The sequence below is a fragment of the Nocardia testacea NBRC 100365 genome, assembly GCF_000308775.1.
GTDB classification, from domain to species: Bacteria; Actinomycetota; Actinomycetes; order Mycobacteriales; family Mycobacteriaceae; genus Nocardia; species Nocardia testacea.
The window spans coordinates 93,012-111,318 of the sequence record NZ_BAGJ01000086.1; the positions used below are offsets into that span (position 1 = coordinate 93,012).

General features: G+C 69.6%; 16 protein-coding genes. 3 read left to right on the forward strand and 13 right to left on the reverse strand.

The window, feature by feature from the left end:
* Positions 1-127: 127 nt before the first annotated feature.
* The 3 genes from ON38_RS11145 to ON38_RS11155 are packed head-to-tail and all read right to left on the reverse strand — an operon-like array spanning position 128 to position 3,161.
* Positions 128-1,186 (reverse strand): phosphotransferase, encoded by a 1,059-nt coding sequence (locus tag ON38_RS11145; protein ID WP_051164598.1) that lies wholly within the window; start codon positions 1,184-1,186, stop codon positions 128-130.
* Positions 1,183-2,268 (reverse strand): TIGR03857 family LLM class F420-dependent oxidoreductase, encoded by a 1,086-nt coding sequence (locus ON38_RS11150; RefSeq protein ID WP_039824561.1) that lies wholly within the window; start codon positions 2,266-2,268, stop codon positions 1,183-1,185. The genes ON38_RS11145 and ON38_RS11150 overlap by 4 nt, the downstream gene beginning before the upstream one ends.
* A complete protein-coding gene (locus ON38_RS11155) occupies positions 2,265-3,161 on the reverse strand; it encodes an SDR family NAD(P)-dependent oxidoreductase (RefSeq protein ID WP_085995391.1) in 897 nt (298 codons plus the stop codon). The genes ON38_RS11150 and ON38_RS11155 overlap by 4 nt, the downstream gene beginning before the upstream one ends.
* 188 nt (positions 3,162-3,349) lie before the next feature.
* Between ON38_RS11155 and cyp51 the strand changes: the two genes are divergently transcribed.
* Positions 3,350-4,705, forward strand: coding sequence for a lanosterol 14-alpha demethylase (cyp51, locus tag ON38_RS11160; RefSeq protein WP_039824562.1), 1,356 nt, complete (start codon positions 3,350-3,352; stop codon positions 4,703-4,705).
* A 6-nt stretch (positions 4,706-4,711) separates the two neighbouring features.
* Positions 4,712-6,385: a 4Fe-4S binding protein gene (locus ON38_RS11165; protein ID WP_039824563.1), complete on the forward strand. Its 1,674-nt coding sequence runs from the start codon at positions 4,712-4,714 to the stop codon at positions 6,383-6,385.
* 48 nt (positions 6,386-6,433) lie between these two features.
* Here ON38_RS11165 and ON38_RS11170 read toward each other — a convergent pair whose 3' ends face one another.
* From ON38_RS11170 to ON38_RS11195, 6 genes are read right to left on the reverse strand one after another with little or no spacing between them, the layout of a single operon-like run.
* A complete protein-coding gene (locus tag ON38_RS11170) occupies positions 6,434-9,136 on the reverse strand; it encodes a fumarate reductase/succinate dehydrogenase flavoprotein subunit (RefSeq protein ID WP_051164599.1) in 2,703 nt (900 codons plus the stop codon).
* The gene (locus tag ON38_RS11175; RefSeq protein ID WP_051164600.1) at positions 9,133-9,900 is read right to left on the reverse strand and encodes an ABC transporter ATP-binding protein; all 768 of its coding nucleotides are present in this window, start codon (positions 9,898-9,900) and stop codon (positions 9,133-9,135) included. Before ON38_RS11175 ends, ON38_RS11170 begins: the two co-directional genes overlap by 4 nt.
* Positions 9,897-10,745 carry an ABC transporter permease gene (locus ON38_RS11180; protein ID WP_039824564.1) on the reverse strand — a complete coding sequence of 283 codons (849 nt, stop codon included), beginning with the start codon at positions 10,743-10,745 and terminating at the stop codon, positions 9,897-9,899. The genes ON38_RS11175 and ON38_RS11180 overlap by 4 nt, the downstream gene beginning before the upstream one ends.
* Positions 10,742-12,112: an ABC transporter substrate-binding protein gene (locus ON38_RS11185; RefSeq protein ID WP_373281208.1), complete on the reverse strand. Its 1,371-nt coding sequence runs from the start codon at positions 12,110-12,112 to the stop codon at positions 10,742-10,744. Before ON38_RS11185 ends, ON38_RS11180 begins: the two co-directional genes overlap by 4 nt.
* Before the next feature lie 16 nt (positions 12,113-12,128).
* Complete coding sequence (locus ON38_RS11190) at positions 12,129-12,356, reverse strand: 4Fe-4S dicluster domain-containing protein (RefSeq protein WP_033246130.1); 228 nt, start codon at positions 12,354-12,356, stop codon at positions 12,129-12,131.
* Positions 12,357-13,139: a GntR family transcriptional regulator gene (locus tag ON38_RS11195; protein ID WP_039824567.1), complete on the reverse strand. Its 783-nt coding sequence runs from the start codon at positions 13,137-13,139 to the stop codon at positions 12,357-12,359.
* A 365-nt stretch (positions 13,140-13,504) separates the two neighbouring features.
* Between ON38_RS11195 and ON38_RS11200 the strand changes: the two genes are divergently transcribed.
* Positions 13,505-14,371 (forward strand): LLM class F420-dependent oxidoreductase, encoded by an 867-nt coding sequence (locus ON38_RS11200; RefSeq protein ID WP_039824568.1) that lies wholly within the window; start codon positions 13,505-13,507, stop codon positions 14,369-14,371.
* A gap of 21 nt (positions 14,372-14,392) precedes the next feature.
* Here ON38_RS11200 and ON38_RS11205 read toward each other — a convergent pair whose 3' ends face one another.
* Genes ON38_RS11205 through ON38_RS11220 form a run of 4 tightly spaced genes read right to left on the reverse strand, consistent with a single transcriptional unit; the run spans position 14,393 to position 18,303 of the window.
* Positions 14,393-15,454 carry a glucosidase family protein gene (locus ON38_RS11205; RefSeq protein ID WP_039824570.1) on the reverse strand — a complete coding sequence of 354 codons (1,062 nt, stop codon included), beginning with the start codon at positions 15,452-15,454 and terminating at the stop codon, positions 14,393-14,395.
* A complete protein-coding gene (locus ON38_RS11210; protein WP_039824572.1) occupies positions 15,441-16,172 on the reverse strand; it encodes a class I SAM-dependent methyltransferase in 732 nt (243 codons plus the stop codon). Before ON38_RS11210 ends, ON38_RS11205 begins: the two co-directional genes overlap by 14 nt.
* A complete protein-coding gene (locus ON38_RS11215) occupies positions 16,166-17,428 on the reverse strand; it encodes a glycosyltransferase family 4 protein (RefSeq protein WP_051164601.1) in 1,263 nt (420 codons plus the stop codon). The genes ON38_RS11210 and ON38_RS11215 overlap by 7 nt, the downstream gene beginning before the upstream one ends.
* A complete protein-coding gene (locus ON38_RS11220) occupies positions 17,428-18,303 on the reverse strand; it encodes a TIGR03619 family F420-dependent LLM class oxidoreductase (RefSeq protein WP_039824574.1) in 876 nt (291 codons plus the stop codon). The genes ON38_RS11215 and ON38_RS11220 overlap by 1 nt, the downstream gene beginning before the upstream one ends.
* Positions 18,304-18,307 lie beyond the last annotated feature (4 nt).

Below are 18,307 nucleotides of genomic sequence, written 5' to 3' on the forward strand. Positions count from 1 at the left end.
CACCGTAGGTTCTATGCGTTTGCATCTACCTGAACGGAGGCGGCGGCCGGGTTATTCCTCATGCGTCTACGGGCCGCGGAGCGCGGTGCTCCACTCCCCTACCCGGAGCAGGAACACCGCGCGGCGGCTACCCGGCGGTCGGCGGCAGCGGCGCGGGTTGCTGCGTGAGCGAATCCAGGTCGCGGATCGCGGCGCAGCTGCGGCGGATCATGGTGGTGAACATGGCGTCGCCGCGCGCGGACGGTGATCCGTAGGCGGCACCGAACACCGCCACCAGCGGGCCCTGGAGCGCGGCGAACCGATAGTCCTGCCAGCAGTCCGCGGCGGTGTATCCGCCGACTCCCAGTTCGCAGAGGCGCCGGTGGTAGGCGGCGACCAGGTCCTGTTCGGCGTCGCGCCGGATACCGGGGTCCAGGCCGGTCGTGATGAAGTAGGCCAGGTCGCGGGCCGGAAGTCCCAGGTTGACGGTCTGCCAGTCGACGGCGGTCACCTGCGGCGGGTCGGCGTCGTCGAACAGCAGATTGTCCAGTCGGTAGTCGCCGTGCACCAGTCCGAAGCGTTCGGGGCGGGCGACCAGCCAGTCGGCGATGACCTCACCACAGGCACGGACGGTGTCGTGGTCTTCGGCGGTGAGACGGTCCCCGAGGCGGTCCAGGAAGATATCGGTGGTGGGGCCGTAGAGTTCGCGCAGCGTATCGGCTTCCTCCGGGCCGTTTCGGCTGAACCCCTCGATATCGAGCAGGGTGGCGTCACACCAGCGGGGGGCGTGCAGGCCCGCTAGCTCGGTGAGGGCCGGGTAGGCGTGGGCGACGGGGCAGCCGCCGATCTGATCGCCTTGGCGGGCAGGGGCCAGGTCTTCCAGCAGGAGGACGAACTCGGCGCCGTCGCCGTGTATCTCGGCGTGGTGACAGCGCGGGGTGCGGACCGCGACCGTGGCGGCGATTTCGGTGTAGAAGCGGACTTCCTGGCGGTAGGCGCCGGCCAGCATGGCGCGGACGCCGGGGGCGGCGGCGGGCAGTTTCGCCAAGAGGCGTTGCGGGATCCCGTCGCCGGTGAGCCGTAGCCGGTGCACGGTGCCGATCTGTCCGGTGCCGACGGCTTCGGCGGTCACGGCGGTGACGGGACGACCGAGGGCGGCGGTGAGCCATTCGGGGGTGAGGTGGGCGATATCGGTGGGGGCGGTCATCGGTGGCTCCTGCCCGGGTTGGCCGGCAGGTGGGCGAACCGGCCGGGGTCGCGGTGGCGCCGCCACGCGTCGAGAACCGGTGCGAGTTCGGTGGGGGTGTTGCCGTGCAGGATCACGCCGTCGGCGCCGGCGGCGAACTGGTCGGCGATCCGGGTCGCGCAGTGTTCGGGGCTGCCGGTGGCGGAGGCGGCCGTCCATTCCGCCGGGAGCAGTTCTTCCACGGCCGCGAGGGTGGTGGCGTCGGCTACGGCGTCGAGGGCGCCTCCGGCGCCGGTGACCAGGGGGTGCGCGCGGAAGTCGGCGAGGACCTGCGGGTCCCAGTCGTTGACCTGGACCAGGATGTCGCCGTAACCCTGCAGGTAGGTGCCGAGGCGTCCGCCGAGTTTGCGCAGCCGGGCCGATTCGCCCTGGGTGTCGTCGACCACGGCCAGCACCGCCCAGATACGGATGGACGCCGGGTCCCGGCCGGCATCCGCGGCGGCGGCACGGACTGTCCGTATGGCGCGTGCGGTGGTGTCGTCGGTGAAGAAGGTGTGCAGCACGACGGCGTCGGCGATCTTCCCGGCCAGGCGCAGGGTGTTGGCGCCGATCGCGGTGAGGGTGACCGGGATGGCTTCGTCGTAGGTGGGGTCGAGGTGCAGGATGGGGTATTTTCCGGCGGGCCCGTCGTGGCCGACGACGGTGTCTCCGCGCCACAGGCGGCGGTAGAGCTCGGTGGCGTCGCGGAGTTGGGCGGAGGTGATCCGGGGCAGGCCGATCACGTCGAAGAGGGCACCGAATCCGCGGCCGAGACCGAGGCTGTAGCGGCCGCGGGTGAGCCGGTGCAGGGTGACCGCGCCCGCGGCGGTGATCAGAGGGTGGCGGGTGTTGTGGTTGGTGGCGGCGGTGCAGATACCGAGATCGGTGGTGACCGCGCCCGCGGCGGCGGCGAGAGCGAAGGCTTCTTTGGTGTTGAACCGTTCGGACAGGAATATGGCGCCGAGACCGAGGCGTTCGGCGGCGCGGGCTTCGTCGAGCAGGATATGCGGATCGGTGGCGTGGCCGGCGAGGCCGTAGCAGCCCAGTTCGGGGAATTCGGTCACTGCCCGGCCTCGGCGTCGTGGCCGGCGATCATGCGGTGCAGTTCGTCCTGGGTCCAGGGCGGGGTGTCGTTGTGGTCGCGGAAGCCGAGGATGGTGGGGGTGGGGCGGTCGTAGCGGCCGACGAATCCGCCCGCGGCCACGAAGATCTGGCCGGTGACCCGCTCGGCGGCCGTACCGGCCAGGTACAGGTAGAGCTGGGCGACGTAGTCGGCGGGTGGGGCGTCGAGGGCGGCGTCCTTGCTGATCTCGTCGAGCATGCCGCGCCGGTAGAGCTCCATGATCTTGGCTTCGTAGGCGAACCCGCTGGAGAGCCGGGTCTTGGCGCCGGGGCAGACGACATTGGCGCGGACCTTGTGCTCGGCCAGTTCGGCGGCGATGGCGAGGGTGAGGGAGTTGACCGCGCCCTTCCCGGCGGCGTATCCGGTGCCGCCGTAGTCGCCGAGGTAGGCGAAGGAACTGGTGTTGATGATGCTGCCGCGGCCCTGGGCGACCATTTTCGGTGCGGCGGCACGGCAGGTGTTGAACGTGGTGGTGAGGTGGGAGTCGAGCAGGGCACGCCAGTCGCGGGTGCTGACGTCGAGGATGGAGGAGCCGGCGGGTTCGGCGATTCCGGCGCAGTTGACGAGTACGTCGACGGCGCCGAAGGTGCGAATACAGGTGTCGACGAGTTCGGTGGCGGTGGATTCGTCGGCGGCGCTGCCGGCGACGCCGACCGCGCGGTGACCGGCGAGGGTCAGGGAATTGACGGTGCGTTCGACCGCGGGCGCGTTGCGTCCGTTGACCACCACGCCGGCGCCGTGCCCGGCCAGCGCGTGCGCGACGGCGTGGCCGATGCCGCTGGTGGCGCCGACGACCACGGCGCCGCGTCCCCACAGGGTCTGGTTTCCGCTCATGGACCTGTTCTCGCTCACTTCTCTCGACCGAACACCATTCCGTACAGGTGTCTGAACAGCATGGCAATCTGACAGCGCGCCGGGGCGGAGGCAGGCTGCGTGCCTTGCCTGTACGCAATACCCCGTAGTACTGTCCAGACAGGTGTCTACCATAGATCCTGGACAGTAATCTGGGGAAGGATTTCCACATGACTTCGGTGAAACCGCCGCGGGTGTCCGGAGGCGAACACGAACACGGTCACCTGGAGGAATTCCGCACCGACCCGATCGCGCTGATGCGCCGGGTGCGGGAGGAATGCGGTGACGTCGGCCAGTTCGAGCTCGCCGGACGCCATGTCGTCCTGCTCACCGGCGCCGAAGCGAACGAATTCTTCTTCCGCGCCGCCGACGAGGACCTCGACCAGGCCGCGGCCTACCCCTTCATGAAGCCGATCTTCGGTGAAGGCGTGGTGTTCGACGCCAGCCCGGAACGGCGCAAGGAGATGCTGCACAACTCCGCACTGCGCGGTGACCAGATGCGCGGGCACGCGGCGACCATCGAAAAAGAGGTCGACCGGATGCTGGCGGGCTGGGGGGAGGAAGGCGAGATCGATCTGCTCGATTTCTTCGCCGAGCTCACCATCTACACCTCCTCGGCCTGCCTGATCGGGACGAAATTCCGCGAGGAACTCGACAGCCGGTTCGCGCACCTCTACCACAATCTGGAACGCGGTACCGACGCGCTGGCGTACGTGGACCCGTACATGCCGATCGAGAGCTTCCGCATCCGCGACGAATCCCGGGCCGCCCTGGTCGAACTCGTCCAGGAGATCATGAACGGGCGGATCGCGAACCCGCCCGCGGACAAGGAGGACCGCGACCTGCTCGATGTGCTGGTCTCGGTGAAAAAAGAGGACGGCACCCCGCATTTCAGCGCCAGCGAGGTCACCGGCATCTTCATCTCGATGATGTTCGCCGGCCACCACACCACCTCCGGTACCGCCGCCTGGTCGGTGATCGAACTGCTGCGGCATCCGGAGGTGTTGTCCGGCGTCGTGAAGGAACTCGACGAGCTCTACGCCGACGGCCAGGAAGTGAGCTTCCACGCCCTGCGCCAGATTCCGCAGCTGGAGGCGGTGCTCAAGGAGACGCTGCGGCTGCATCCGCCGCTCATCATCTTGATGCGGGTCGCCCAGGGTGAGTTCGAAGTGTGTGGGAACCGGATCGAGCCCGGCGATCACGTGGCGGCGACCCCGGCGATCTCCAACCGGCTGCCCGAGGATTTCCCGAACCCGGACAGTTTCGATCCCGGCCGCTATATCGACCCCAACCAGGAAGACCTGGTCAACCGCTGGACATGGATCCCGTTCGGCGCCGGACGCCACCGCTGCGTCGGCGCCGCGTTCGCCCTGATGCAGCTCAAGGCGATCTTCTCGGTACTGCTGCGGGACTGGGAATTCGAGATGGTGCAACCGTCGGAGTCCTACCGCAACGATCATTCGAAGATGGTGGTGCAGTTGCAGCAGCCGTGCCGGGTCCGGTATCGCCGCCGGCAGAAGGCGTGAGCTCCGATGGCCTACGTCATCACCCAGCGCTGCTGCAATGACGCCAGTTGCGTGGCCGAATGTCCGGTGGACTGTATCCGGCCCCGCCCCGGCGACCCGCAGTTCGCGTCCGCGGAGATGCTCTACATCGACCCGGACACCTGCATCGACTGCGGGGCCTGCTACGAGGCCTGCCCGGTGGACGCCATCTACGCCGAAGAGGACCTGCCCGCCCACCTCGCCGGATTCCGGGACGTCAACGCGGGCTTCTTCGCCCGGCACCCGCTGGAACCGGATATGGCCGCCCCGCCGCCGGTGCGGCGCCTGGCGAAGGATCTCGGGACCTTGCGGGTCGCCATCGTGGGCACCGGCCCGGCCGCCTGCTACGCCGCCGAACAATTGCTCGTCGCGGGGACGGTCGAAGTGGAGATGTTCGACCGGCTACCCACCCCCTGGGGCCTGGCCCGCTACGGGGTCGCACCGGATCACGCCCAGACCCGCGGTGTCACCGATATGTTCGCCTCCGCGTTCAAACGCGATGCGCTGCAGATGTATCTGAACACCGAGATCGGCACCCATATCGGCCACGCCGAACTGCGGGAGAGCGTGCACGCGGTGATCTACGCGGTCGGTACGCCCGCCGACCGGCGCCTCGATATCCCCGGGGAGGTACTGGCGGGCAGTATCTCGGCCACCGAGTTCGTCGCCTGGTACAACGGGAACCCCGGCTACGCCGACCGGGTATTCGATCTGTCCGGTGAACGCGCCGTGATCGTCGGCAACGGGAACGTGGCCCTGGATATCGCACGGGTACTCACCATGGACCCCGACGAACTGGCCAGAACCGATATCGCCGACCACGCGCTGGCCGCGTTACGCGAGAGCGCGATCCGTGAGGTCGTGATCCTCGGCCGGCGCGGGCTGCTGCAGGCGGCCTACACCGCGCCGGAGTTCCGGGCACTCGCCCGGCTCGACGGCGTCGATATCGTCGTGGACCCGGGCGACCTGGTGTTCGACGAGGCCGCGCAGGCCTACCGGACCGGCGCCGAGGCACCGTACGAGCTCGGGTTGAAACTGGCGGCGGCCGAAGAGTTCGCGGGCCGCCCGCCGCGGGCCGGCAACAAACGGATCGTGTTCCGATACTGCGTCTCCCTCACCGAAATCGTGGGCACCGACCGGGTGAACTCGCTACGGTACGTGCGCAACGAGCTCACCGGCCCGGTCGATGCGCCCACCGCACGGCCGACCGGGGAGACCGGTGAACTCGACACGTCACTGGTCCTACGGGCGGTCGGGTACCGGGGTGAACCGGTCGGTGATCTGCCGTTCGACGACGAGCGGGGTGTGCTGCCCACGATCGACGGGCGGGTGGTCGACGCGGCGGGTGCGCCGGTGCCCGGTGTGTACGCGGCGGGCTGGATCAAACGGGGGCCGCGCGGGGTGATCGGCTCCAACCGGGCCGATGCCGAGGAAACGGTGGCCGCGATCCTCGACGATTTCCGGGCCGGTGTGCTGCCCACCCCGGTGCGGGACCGGGCGGCGCTGTCGGATCTGGTGCGCGACCGGCAACCCCAGGTGGTCGACCGCACCGCGTGGCAGGCGGTGGACCGGGCCGAACGCGCCGCGGGTGCGGCGGCGGGACGCCCCCGGGTGAAGCTGGCGACCGTGGCCGAACTACTCGCCACGGCACGCCGCGGCTGAACCCGGCCGGCCCGCGCTGAGTCGAGAGGGGGCGCGGGCCGGCCGGGTTCAGTTCGTCACGGCACGGCGGGCGTAGGCACGGACATCGGCGTCCGGGTCGTCGACTGCCCGGCGGAGTAGCTCCCGGGCCGCTTCGTGGCCGGGCCATGAGGCCAGGCTGAGGACCGCGGCCTTGCGCACATCCAGATGAGGGTCGGTGAGCGCACCGGCCAGTTCGGTGACGGCCGCGCCGGGTTCGGCACCGGCCAGCCCTTTGGCCGCACCCACCCGCACCTGCCAGGCGGTGTCCCGCAGCGCCGCGGCGCACGACGCGATATCGGATACGGTGGCGCCGATCTCGGCGAACGCGGCCAGCGCCGCCGCCCGGACCAGCGGGTCACGATCGGTCACCAGGCCACGGACGGTGTCCGCGCCGCCGGTGCCGATGGTGGCCAGGCCCTGGGCGGCCGCGATCCGCACCTCACGGTTGGTGTCGGCGGCCGCGGCCGCCAGGGCGTCGTATTCGTCGAGCGAGACCAGTGCGCGCACCGCGGCGATCCGCACCCGGTGGTCGGGGTCGGCCAGGGCCGCCCGGTAGTCGGCGGCCGCACCGGCGCGTGCCGCGCGCAGCAGGTCGAGAACCGCCGCCCGCACGACCGGGTCGGGCGACGTCAGCCGTTCGGTGAGACCGTCGGCGGACGGCAGCACCTCCACAAGTTCGCGCAGTGCGGCCGCGGCGGCGGCCCGCACCGGCGCCGCGCCGTCGTCGAGCGCGCCGACCAGCAGCGCCGCGAAACCATCCGGGGTGTTCTCGGTGAGTGCCGCGATCGCGGCGACCCGGACCCGTTCGTCGGTATCGGACAGGTAGGCCGATAGTTGCCCGGCGGTGGGCTCGTCCAGCGCCAGCAGCGCGAGCAGCCGGGGTGAGGCGGCCGGGGCCTGTTCCGGGACCGCGGCCCGGGACGTAGGCGCCGCGACGCTCGGGGCGCGGCGGTGACCGACGAGTTCGGGTTGCTCGACCGGCACCGGCTCCCCCTGCGACGGCAGATCGTCCAGCCCGGGCACGGGCACCAGATACGGTGCGACCGGCCGTTTGAGGAACTCCATGCTGCCGTCGGCGGCCTTACGCAGATTCAAGTGATAGCGCCAGGTGTCGTCGTCGCGTTCCGGGAGGTCGGCGCGTTCGTGGTAGAGACCCCACCGGGATTCGGTGCGGGTCAGCGAACTGCGGGCGGCCATTTCCGCGCAATCACGGATGAAGGAGACCTCGGCGGCCCGCATGAGTTCGTGCGGGGTGCGGGCACCCATCTCGGCGAGATCGCCGCGCATCCGTTCGAAGGTTTCCACCGCCAGCGATAGTTTCGCGGCCGTTTTCGGCGGCGCCACATAGTCGTTGACGAACCGGCGCAGTTTGTATTCGACCTGCGGTTGCGGTGGGCCGTCGGGATGCCGCAGGGGCCGATACACCAGTTCGTGCGCGGCGGCGATCTGATCGGCGGGCAGTTCGGCGGGCGCCGCGGTCTCGGCGAGGCCGGTGGCGGCATGCGCGCCGGCGAGTTCACCGAAGACGAACGCCCCGATCATGTAGTTGTGCGGGACGCACGCCAGATCACCGGCCGCGTACAGGCCGGGCACCGTGGTGCGGGCGTTCTCGTCCACCCAGACCCCGGAGGCGGAATGCCCACCGCACAAACCGATCTCGGAGATGTGCATCTCGATATCGTGGGTGCGGTAGTCGTGGCCGCGATTGGCGTGGAAAGTGCCGCGGGTGGGACGTTCGGTGGTGTGCAGGATGTCCTCGAGCGCGGTCAGGGTCTCGTCGGGCAGATGCGACACCTTCAGGTAGATGGGTCCACGCGCGGAATCGATCTCTCGTTTGACCTCGGCGATCATCTGCCCCGACCAGTAGTCGGAATCGACGAACCGCTCCCCCTGCGCATTGACCTGATATCCGCCGAACGGGTTGGCGACATAGGCGCAGGCGGGACCGTTGTAATCCTTGATCAGCGGGTTGATCTGGAAGCATTCGATACCGCTGAGCTCGGCGCCCGCGTGATAGGCCATCGAATAGCCGTCGCCGGCGTTGGTGGGGTTCTCGTAGGTGCCGTACAGGTAACCCGACGCCGGAAGTCCGAGTCGCCCGCACGGGCCCGTCGCGAGGATCACGGCTTTCGCCCCGACCGTGACGAATTCACCGGTGCGCGTGTTGAGTGCCGCCGCCCCGACCGCCCGGCCGTCGTCGGTGAGCACCCGTACCGGCATCAGCCGGTTCTCGATCCGGATCTTCTCCCGCATCTTCCGTTGCCGCAACACCCGGTAGAGGGCCTTCTTCACATCCTTGCCCTCGGGCATCGGCAGCACATAGGAGCCCGAACGGTGCACTCGGCGGACCGCGTACTCGCCGTATTCGTCCTTCTCGAATTTGACGCCGTACTTCTCCAGCCGCTGGACCATCGCGAAACCGCGGGTCGCGGTCTGGTAGACGGTGCGCTGGTCGACGATTCCGTCGTTGGCCCGGGTGATCTCGGCGACGTAGTCCTCGGGTTCGGCCTTCCCCGGGATGACGGCATTGTTGACGCCGTCCATACCCATGGCGAGCGCACCGGAATGCCGCACGTGGGCTTTTTCCAGGAGCAGCACGTTCGCGCCCTGTTCGGCGGCGGTGAGCGCGGCCATGGTTCCGGCGGTGCCGCCGCCGATGACCAGCACATCGCAGTCCAGGCGCACGGTGTCGGCGAGATCGGGCGCCGCGAACAGGGTGGGTGCGGTCACGACAGGGCCTCCACGAGTCGGTCGCGCTGCGGCTGCCGACCGGCGGCCGCGCGCGGATTCGGAACATCGATCAGGGCGCGCAACGGTTTCCCGGCGCGGCCCAGCACGGCGACCCGGTCGCCGAGCAGCAGCGCCTCGTCCACATCGTGGGTGACGAACACTATCGTCGTGGGATGGGTGCGCCAGGTCTCGATCAGCAGCCGCTGCATGGTGGCGCGGGTCTGGGTGTCCAGCGCGCCGAACGGTTCGTCCATCATCACCGCGCGCGGGGCGCCGGCCAGGCCGCGGGCGAGCTGCACGCGTTGCCGCATACCCCCGGACAGGCTCTTCGGGAGGAAATCGGCGAACCCGCCGAGCCCGACCTCCTCGATCCAGCGGTCGGCCGCGGCGCGGCGCCCCGCCTTCGGTTCACCTCGTAACCGCAACGCCAATTCGATATTGGCGCGCACACTGCGCCACGGCAGCAGGGCATTGTCCTGGAACACCACCGCGCGATCGCGGGAGGTGGTGGTGACGGGTTCGCCGTCGGCGAGGACACGGCCGGAGTCCGGGGGCAGCAGCCCGGCCAGAGCGCGCAGGACCGTGGACTTCCCGCAGCCGGACGGCCCGGTGAGTACGAGGATCTCGCCGGGCCGCACGTCCAGCGACAACCGGTCGATCACCGGGTCGCCGGTGTAGGACAGCGAGATCTCGTCGAGGCGCAGGCTCATTCCCGGCGCACCGGTGCCGGACGCGGGGGTTTCGGTGGTCAGGGTGGTGGTCATCGGTTGTTCTCCTCTCCCCGCGGCAGCCAGCGGGTGACCCGCCGGCCGAGTAGTTCGATCGCCGCGGAGGTGCCGAACCCGAGGACGCCGATCGTGATGATCCCGACGAAAACACCCGGATAGTCGACGATGGTGTAGGCCTGCCAGGTGCGGTAGCCGACCCCGAGCCGGCCGGAGATCATCTCCGCGGACACCAGGCAGATCCAGGCGACTCCGATACCGACCGACAGCCCGCCGAAGATTCCGGGTAGCGCACCGGGAAGCACCACCCGCAGCAGCACATCCCACCGGTTGCCGCCGAGCGTGCGCACCGAGTCCTCCCACAGTGTCGGTAGCGCGCGGACCGCGTGGCGGGTACTGACCATGATCGGGAAATAGGCGGCCAGGCCGGTGATGAACACGATGCCGGCTTCGTCGTCGGGGAACAGCAGGATGGCGATCGGGACCACCGCGATGGCCGGGACGGGACGGGCCAGTTCGGTGAGCGGGCCGAGGATTCCGGCGAACAGGCGGGACCGGCCCAGGGCGATACCGCTGGTCACGCCGAGCACGGTGGCGATACCGAATCCGGTGAGGATGCGGAGGAGCGACTGCGCCAGGTCCAGGTAGTAGACATCGGTGCCGAGCTGCCGGCCGAACGCGGTGAGCACCTCGGTCACCGAGGGCAGGGTGTCGAATCGCAGCCACAGCCGGATATCGGCGGTGGTCAGCACCTGCCAGAGGAGGATGGCGGCCAGTACGGAACCGACCCGCAGCAGCCGGCCCGGCCACACCGAGCGCCCGGGCCGCCGCGACGAGGCGGGCGCCGTGGCGGCCGGGGCGGGTGCGAGGGTGGCCGCGGTCATGACCGGACCTCGGCGACGGCCCGGTCATAGGCCACCGGGACGGCCGCGGGATGGGACTGCCGGTAGCGTTGCGCTGCCGCCTGGGTGGTGAACGGCAAGAAGGTGTCTCCGTCGCGCAGCCAGACCGCCTTGTCCGCGAACCAGCGGGTGCCGAGTTCGGTGTCGGCGATATAGGCGGCACGAACCTGTGTGCCCGCGGCGCGGGCCGCGGCGACTGCGCGCAACAGTTCGTTCGGGTTGACGGCGGGGCGCGTGGTGTCCTGGCCGTCGAGCCATAGTTCGGTACCGGAACCGGCGGTGTGGTTGGCGGTGTCGGCGAGCGCGGTGTCGTAGTTCTGGCCACGGGCGGCGAATACCGCGCGCAGGCGCTGGTCGTCGACGAAACCGTCGATATCGAGGTCGGCGAAATCGCCGATCGACTTCAGATACCGCACATCGTCTTTGAAGGCCGAGATCAGGCTCGGTTTCAGGGTGGTATCGAACGAGGTGCCGCCCGGGCCGTTGTAGAGGTACACGACCTCCTGCGGCAGGTCCGAGGCCTCGGCCACGATCCGGGCCGCCTCCAGCGGCTGCTGCCACAGGAATTCGGTGGCGTCGAGCTGGGCCTGCAGGAAGGCGTCCACCACCTCGGGATGTTCGGCGGTGTAGTGCTCACGGGCGACCACGCCGTGGAAGGTCGGCACATTCAGTTCGGCGCCGTCGTAGAGCAGTTTCGCCTTGTCCTGGAATACCAGCAGGCCCGGCCACGCCACGAACTGGGACAGGGCGGCGACCTGACCCGATTCCAGCGCCGAGGCCCCCACCTGCGGCTGCTGGTTCAGTACCTCCACGCCGGCGACCGGATCGACCCCGGCGCGGGTCAGGGCCTGCACCAGGGTGCCGTGCCCGGCGGAACCGACACTGGCCGACACCTTCTTCCCGGCCAGATCGGCGACACCGGTGAGCGGCGAGTCCGGCGGTACGACCACCATGTTCAGCGCGCCCCTGGGGTTGTAGCCGGTGACCGAGAGGAACTCGGTGCGGGACCGTTCGCCGGCCTGGGTGCGGGAGCCGTTGATCAACAGCGGATAGTCGCCCATGGAGCCGATATCGATCTTCTCGGCCACCATCTGGGCGGTGATCGGGGCGCCGGTGTCGTAATCCTGCCATTCGACCTTGTACGCGGGTCCGCCGTCTTCGGTGAGCCGCCGCAACCGTTGCTCCAGGTATCCCTGGGCGCGCAACAGGGTGCCGGCGGTGACGGTGTTGATGGTCTTGGACTGGTAGCCGACGACGACGGTGACGGTATCGCCGGCGGCGGCTTCTTCCAGCGAGCACCCGGTGAGGGCCAGCGCCGCGGTGGCGGCCAGGACGGCCAGGCGTTTCAGAGTGGGCATGAGAGATCTACCTCAGGAGATACGGCATGTTGACAGTGACGGCGCCGGTGGGACAGCGGGCGGCGCAGGGCCCGCAGTACCAGCATTCGTCGACGTGCATGAAAGCCTTCCCGTTGTCCGGGTTGATGGCCAGGGAATCGAGCGGGCAGATCTCCACGCACAGTGTGCAGCCTTCGATACACAGGGATTCGTCGATGGTCACGGGGATATCGGTGCGCTGGTTCGCCAATGCCATCTAGAGGACCTTCCATTCGGGGATGCCGCGGGAGAGACTGCCGCGCAGCGTGATCCGGTCACCGCGCATCCGGACGTATTCCAGGTCGACGGGGGTTCCGTCGTCGAGCCGGGTGAGACGTTCGAGCATGAGCAGCGGTGCTCCGTCGGGGACGTCGAGGGTGGCGGCGGTGTGCCGGTCGGCGGGTATCGCCTCCACGGTGAGGTCGGCCGAGCCGAGGGACCGGCCGCTGAGCTGTTCGAGCAGGACGAACACATCGGTGTGCGCGAGATCGTGGTCGAGGACGCGCACGCCGATCTCGGGAGCGAGGTAGGTCAGATCGAGGCTCAGCGGTTGCTCACCGAGATACCGCAGCCGCTCCAGGTAGACGACCTGCTCGCCGGGGGCCGCCCCGAGCCGCCGGGCCACCGCCGGCGGTGCCGTGATGAGCTGGCCGGCGCGCACCTCGTTGCGGACGGTGCCGCGGCCCTCCAGGGTCTCCTGCAGGCCCAGCAGCGCGTCCAGCCCGTGGTCGTATTTGCGGGCGGTCACCCGGGTGCCCACGCGCGGCGCGCGGTCGATCAGGCCTTCGTCGCGTAGCAGCGCCAGGGCGTCGCGGATGGTGTTGCGGGAGGTGTCGTGCTCGGCGGCCAGCCGCTGTTCGCTGGGCAGGGTATCGCCCAAGGTGCCGGCGTGGATTTGGTGGCGGAGGATATCGGCAATGCGCCGGGCCTGGTCGGCCCGGAGCCGGCGGACACCGGCCGTACCGCCTGCCCGCTCGGTGTTCGTATCGCTGACCTGCATGAACGCTGACGATAGCGGCGTTTCGGGACGGTTCCGGCCCACCGGCGGGCGGCAGCTCGACAGCTCGGCGCAATTCGCCGGGCACCGACGGACGCGACCAGCGCGGATCCGGGCCGATCTCGCCATTACGCCACCCGCGCGCGGGCCACCGGGGTTGGGATCAGGCCGATTCGAATGATCGACCGCGCGCCCGGGAACCGCAGCGGCAGAGTGCCCGGGCGACGCGGCGGAAACCGTAACGGGACGCCGCGGTATCGGGCCGGATACATCCTCCGACCCGCCCGCCACGGCTTGACCTGGAGCGCTCTCCAGGTCGTAGCGTATGTGCGACGGATAATCCACCACGGCAAGGGGAGACGACTCCGATGGAACTCGGGTTGCACATTCCGATCTTCGAGATCGACGGCGGTACCGGCGCCATCGCCGGTGAACTGGCACTCGTCGGCGCGGCAGCGGAGGCGGCCGGGGCGACCTGGCTGTCGTTCATGGACCATTTCTTCCAGATCGAACCGACCGGGCTGCCCGCCGAGGCGAACATGCTGGAGGGCTACACCAGCCTGGGATACATGGCCGCGCACACCTCCACGATCGAACTCGGCCTGCTGGTCACCGGCGTGACCTACCGGCACCCCGGTCTGCTGGCCAAGATCGTCACCACCCTCGATGTGCTCTCCGGCGGCCGCGCCGCGCTCGGGATCGGGGCCGCCTGGTTCGACCGGGAGCACCACGGGCTCGGGGTGCCGTATCCACCGGTCGGGGAACGGTTCGACCGGCTGGAGGAGACGCTGCGGATCTGCGCGCAGATGTGGGATCCGCAGAACAACGGGCCGTTCGAGGGCAAGCACTATCAACTGGCGGAAACCCTGTGTTCGCCGCAGCCGCTACACCGGCCCACCGTGCTGATCGGCGGCGGCGGGGAGAAGCGCACGCTGCGGCTGGTGGCCCGCTACGGCGACGCCTGCAACCTGTTCGCCTCGAGCACCGAGGAAGTGGCACACAAACTCGATGTGCTGCGCCGCCATTGCGATGATCTGGGCACCGATTACGACCGGATCCGCAAAACCGTACTGGCGGGCAGCCCGGACCCCACCGCGCACGACGATTTCGTCCGCGAGATGGCGGGCTACGCCGAACTCGGCGTGCACACCGCGATCGTCATGCCGCCCGGTGGCTCCCCGGCCGGGTGGGTGGACACACTCGCCCCGGTGGTGCCGAAGCTCGCCGAACTCTAAGCGGCGGCGCCGTCCCGGCCGTCAGCCGGTGACCCGTACGGGCACCGCCCGCCCCGGGACGGCGTCGGCGGCGAGATCGCGGAAGATCCCGTTGCCGGCGCTGGTCCGGGACAGGGCGTCCGCGGCCAGGATCACCGCGGCGCCGGTCCAGGTGGTGCGTTCCACCGGCCAGCGTTTCCCGTCCGCGTACACCAGCCCGGTCCAGTAGGACCCGTCGGTCTCCCGCAGGTGCTGGATGCTGGCCAGCAGGGCCACGGCGCGGTCGCGGTCGCCCAGGGCGTCCAGGGACAGCACGAGTTCGCAGGTTTCGGCGCCGGTGACCCAGGGCCGGTCGCTGACACAGCGGATACCGATATTGCCGACCACGAAGGTGTCCCACCGTTCGGCGATACGGTCGGATCCGGCGCGTCCGCGCAGCGCCCCGCCCAGGACCGGGTAGTACCAGTCCATGGAATAGCGGTCCTTGCGAGTGAAGGCCTCCGGGTGGTCGCGCAGTGCGACGCCGAGCCGGTCGCGGGCGGTCTTCCACTCCGGGCGGGGGTCGCCGAGCCGGCGCGCGAGCGCCAGGGCGGCGCCGATGCTGTGGTACATACTGGCCGAACCGGTCACCAGCGCCTCGGGCAGGACTTTGTCGCCGTCACGCAGCCAATAGATCTCACCGTGCTCACCCTGGCTCGCGACGACCAGATCGATCGCGGCGGCCACCACCGGCCACAGATCGGCCGCGAACCCGGTATCGCCGGTGACCGCGAGGTAGTGCCAGATCCCGGTGGCGAGATAGGCGCAGAAGTTCACATCGGTGGCCGGGTCCTCGATCTCGCCGGCGCGGAACTGCCGGGGCCACGACCCGTCGGGGCGCTGGGTGCGCGCCGACCAGGTGTAGGCGGCGACGGCCTCGTCGCGCAGTCCCGCGACGGTGAGCGCCATCGCCGATTCGATGTGATCCCAGGGGTCGGTGTGCCCGCCCGGGAACCACGGGATCGCGCCGTCCGGTTCCTGCGCGGCGGCGATGGACTGCGCGGTCTGCAGGATCTGACGGCGGGTGAGAACCGAAGGGACCGAGGGGAGTTCACCCGCCGGCACGGGTCACCGCCGGCTTGCTGAAGTATAACGCCACGCTCTTGCCGACCAGCGGGTCGAGCAGGCGTTCCGCGGTCCGGGTCAGCGCCGGCTGTTTCATCATGTCCCACACCAGCATCCGGTGGTAGGCGCGTACCAGCGGATGCTCGGTCTTGTGGACGCCGACCGCGCATTTGATCCACCAGTACGGCGAGTGCAGGGCGTGCACATGGGTGCGGTGGGTGTGCCGCAGGCCGCGCGCGGTGATCTTGTCCCGCAGTTCGTCGGCCTTGTAGATGCGGATATGCCCGCCCTCGTTGGCGTGGTATTCGTCCGACAGCGCCCAGCACACCCGCTCGGGCAGCCACCGCGGCACGGTCACCACCAGCTGCCCGCCCGGGCGCAGTACCCGCACGAGTTCGGCGATGGCGGCGTCGTCGGCGGGGACGTGCTCCAGGATCTCCGAGGCGATGACGACATCGAACTCCCCGGCGCCGTAGGGCAGGTCGAGCGCGTCACCGTGCACGGCCTCGGCCTTCGCCCCGGCGGGTGCTTCCCCGGCCTGCGCCATGGCCTCGAACATGGTGGCGACCCCGGCGAGTTCGGGAGCGTCCTGGTCGAAGGCGACCACATCGGCGCCGCGGCGGTAGGCCTCGAACGAATGCCGGCCGGCTCCGCAGCCCACATCGATGACCCGGGTGCCCGGGCCGATTCCGGCGCGGTCGAAGTCGACGGTCAGCACGAGACGCCTCCTGTGATGAATTCTGCCGATCCGGTGTGCCGGGCGATGGCCCGCTCGTACACCTGCACGGTCTGTGCGGCCACTGATTCCCAGCTGAACACCGAGACGGCGCGGTCCCGGGCGGCGGTCTGCATCCGCTGCCGGGTCTGCGGGGAATCCAGCAGCTGCCCGATCACCCGGGCCAGTTCGGCGGAATCGCCGGGTTCGGTGAGTTCAGCGCAGACTCCCGGCTCGCCGACAACCTCCGGAAGCGCACCGGTCCGGCTGACCACCAGCGGGGTCCCCGATGCCATGGCCTCCACCGCGGGCAGCGAGAAGCCCTCGTAGAGGGACGGGATGCAGGCGATCTCCGCCGACGCCAGCACTTCGGCGAGTTCGGTATCGCTGAGCCCGGGACGGACGGTGACGATATCGGAGAGGCCGAGTTCGGCGATCTGCTTCTCGGTGGGCCCGTTGGGCTCCAATTTCGCCACGAGCTGCAGTTCGACCCGGTGGGTGATCCGCAGCCGGGTCAGCGCCTGCAGCAGATGTGTGATGCCCTTCAGCGGTTTGTCGGCGCTGGCGACGGCGACGATTCGGCCGGGCACCCGCGGACCGCGCGGCGCGAACAGTTCGGTATCCACACCGAGCGGCACGACATTGAGCTGACCGGGGTCGACACCGAAATCGTCGGCGATATCGGTGGCCGACGACGAGGAGACGGTGAGCAGATCGGGGATCCGCCGGGCGATACGCTCCTGCATCCCCAGGAAGCCGTACCAGCGGCGCACCAGGGGCTTGCGCCGCCAGATGGCGGCCGCCAGGTCCACTTCGCGGTCCTTGGTGATGGGGTGATGCACCGTGGCGACCAGCGGCAGCCGTTTCGCGATATCGAGCAGCCCGCTGCCCAGACACTGGTTGTCGTGCACGACGTCGAAATCGTCGACCCGTCCACGCAGCAGCCGGGCGGCGCGCATGCTGAAGGTGCGCGGTTCCGGGAAGCCCGCGGTCCACATGGTGGCCAGTTCCAGCAGATCGATCCGGTCCCGGATCTCGCGGGGATGCGGCGTGCGGAACGGGTCGTCGTCGCGATAGAGGTCCAGGCTGGGCACCTCGGTCAGGGTTACGCGCGGATCCAGGTCGGCGGGATAGGGCTGACCGGAGAAGACCTCCACGTCGTGGCCGAGTTCGGCCAGTCCGGCGCTGAGGCGGCGCACGTAGACCCCCTGCCCACCGCAATGAGGCTTGCTGCGGTAGGACAACAGGGCTATCCGCACTAGCTGTCCTCGCCCGTCTCGGTGATCGAATTCATGCTTCGCAGTTTGCCAGCCAGCCGTTCGAGATAGGCACGCACCTCCGGTTCGCCCTTGTCCGGCAATCCGTACAGCACATCGGTGACACCGTCGGCGGCCCAGGAGGCCAGGCGTTCGGCGTCGGGCTTGAAATCCAGGGCGACCACCCGCGGCGCGCCCTCGCGACCGGCGTCGGCCCATGCCTTCTTCAGCGTCGCCAGACTGCCCGAGATATCGTTCTCCCCCGGGGTGGTGATCCAGCCGTCGGCGTGTTTCGCGATCCAGGCGCAGGTGCGTTCGGTACCGGCCGCGCCGATCAGGACGGGGACCGAGCGGTCGACGGGCTTGGGCCAGGCCCAGCTGGGCCCGAACTTCACGAAGTCGCCGTCGTAGGCGGCCTCGTCGTCACGCCACAGCGCCCGCATGGCCTCCAGGTACTCCCGCAGGGCCGTGCGCCGTTTGTTGCCGGGGATGCCGTGGTCGGCCAGCTCATCGGTGTTCCAGCCGAAACCGGCGCCGAGTGTGACGCGGCCGCCGGAGAGGTGGTCGAGCGAGGCGATGGTCTTGGCGAGGGTGATCGGGTCGTGTTCGACCGGCAGCGCGACCGCGGTGGCCAGTTCGATCCGTTCGGTGACCGCGGCGGCGGTGGCGAGCGCGACCCACGGGTCGAGGGTGCGCATATAGCGGTCGTCCGGCAGGGACGCGTCGCCGGTCTGTGGATGCGCGGCCTCGCGCTTCACCGGGATATGGGTGTGTTCGGGGACGTAGAACGAGGAGAATTCGTGGTCCTCGGCGGCCCGGGCCGCGGCGGCGGGGGTGATCCCGCGGTCACTGGTGAACAGAACGATGCCGAAACGCATACCT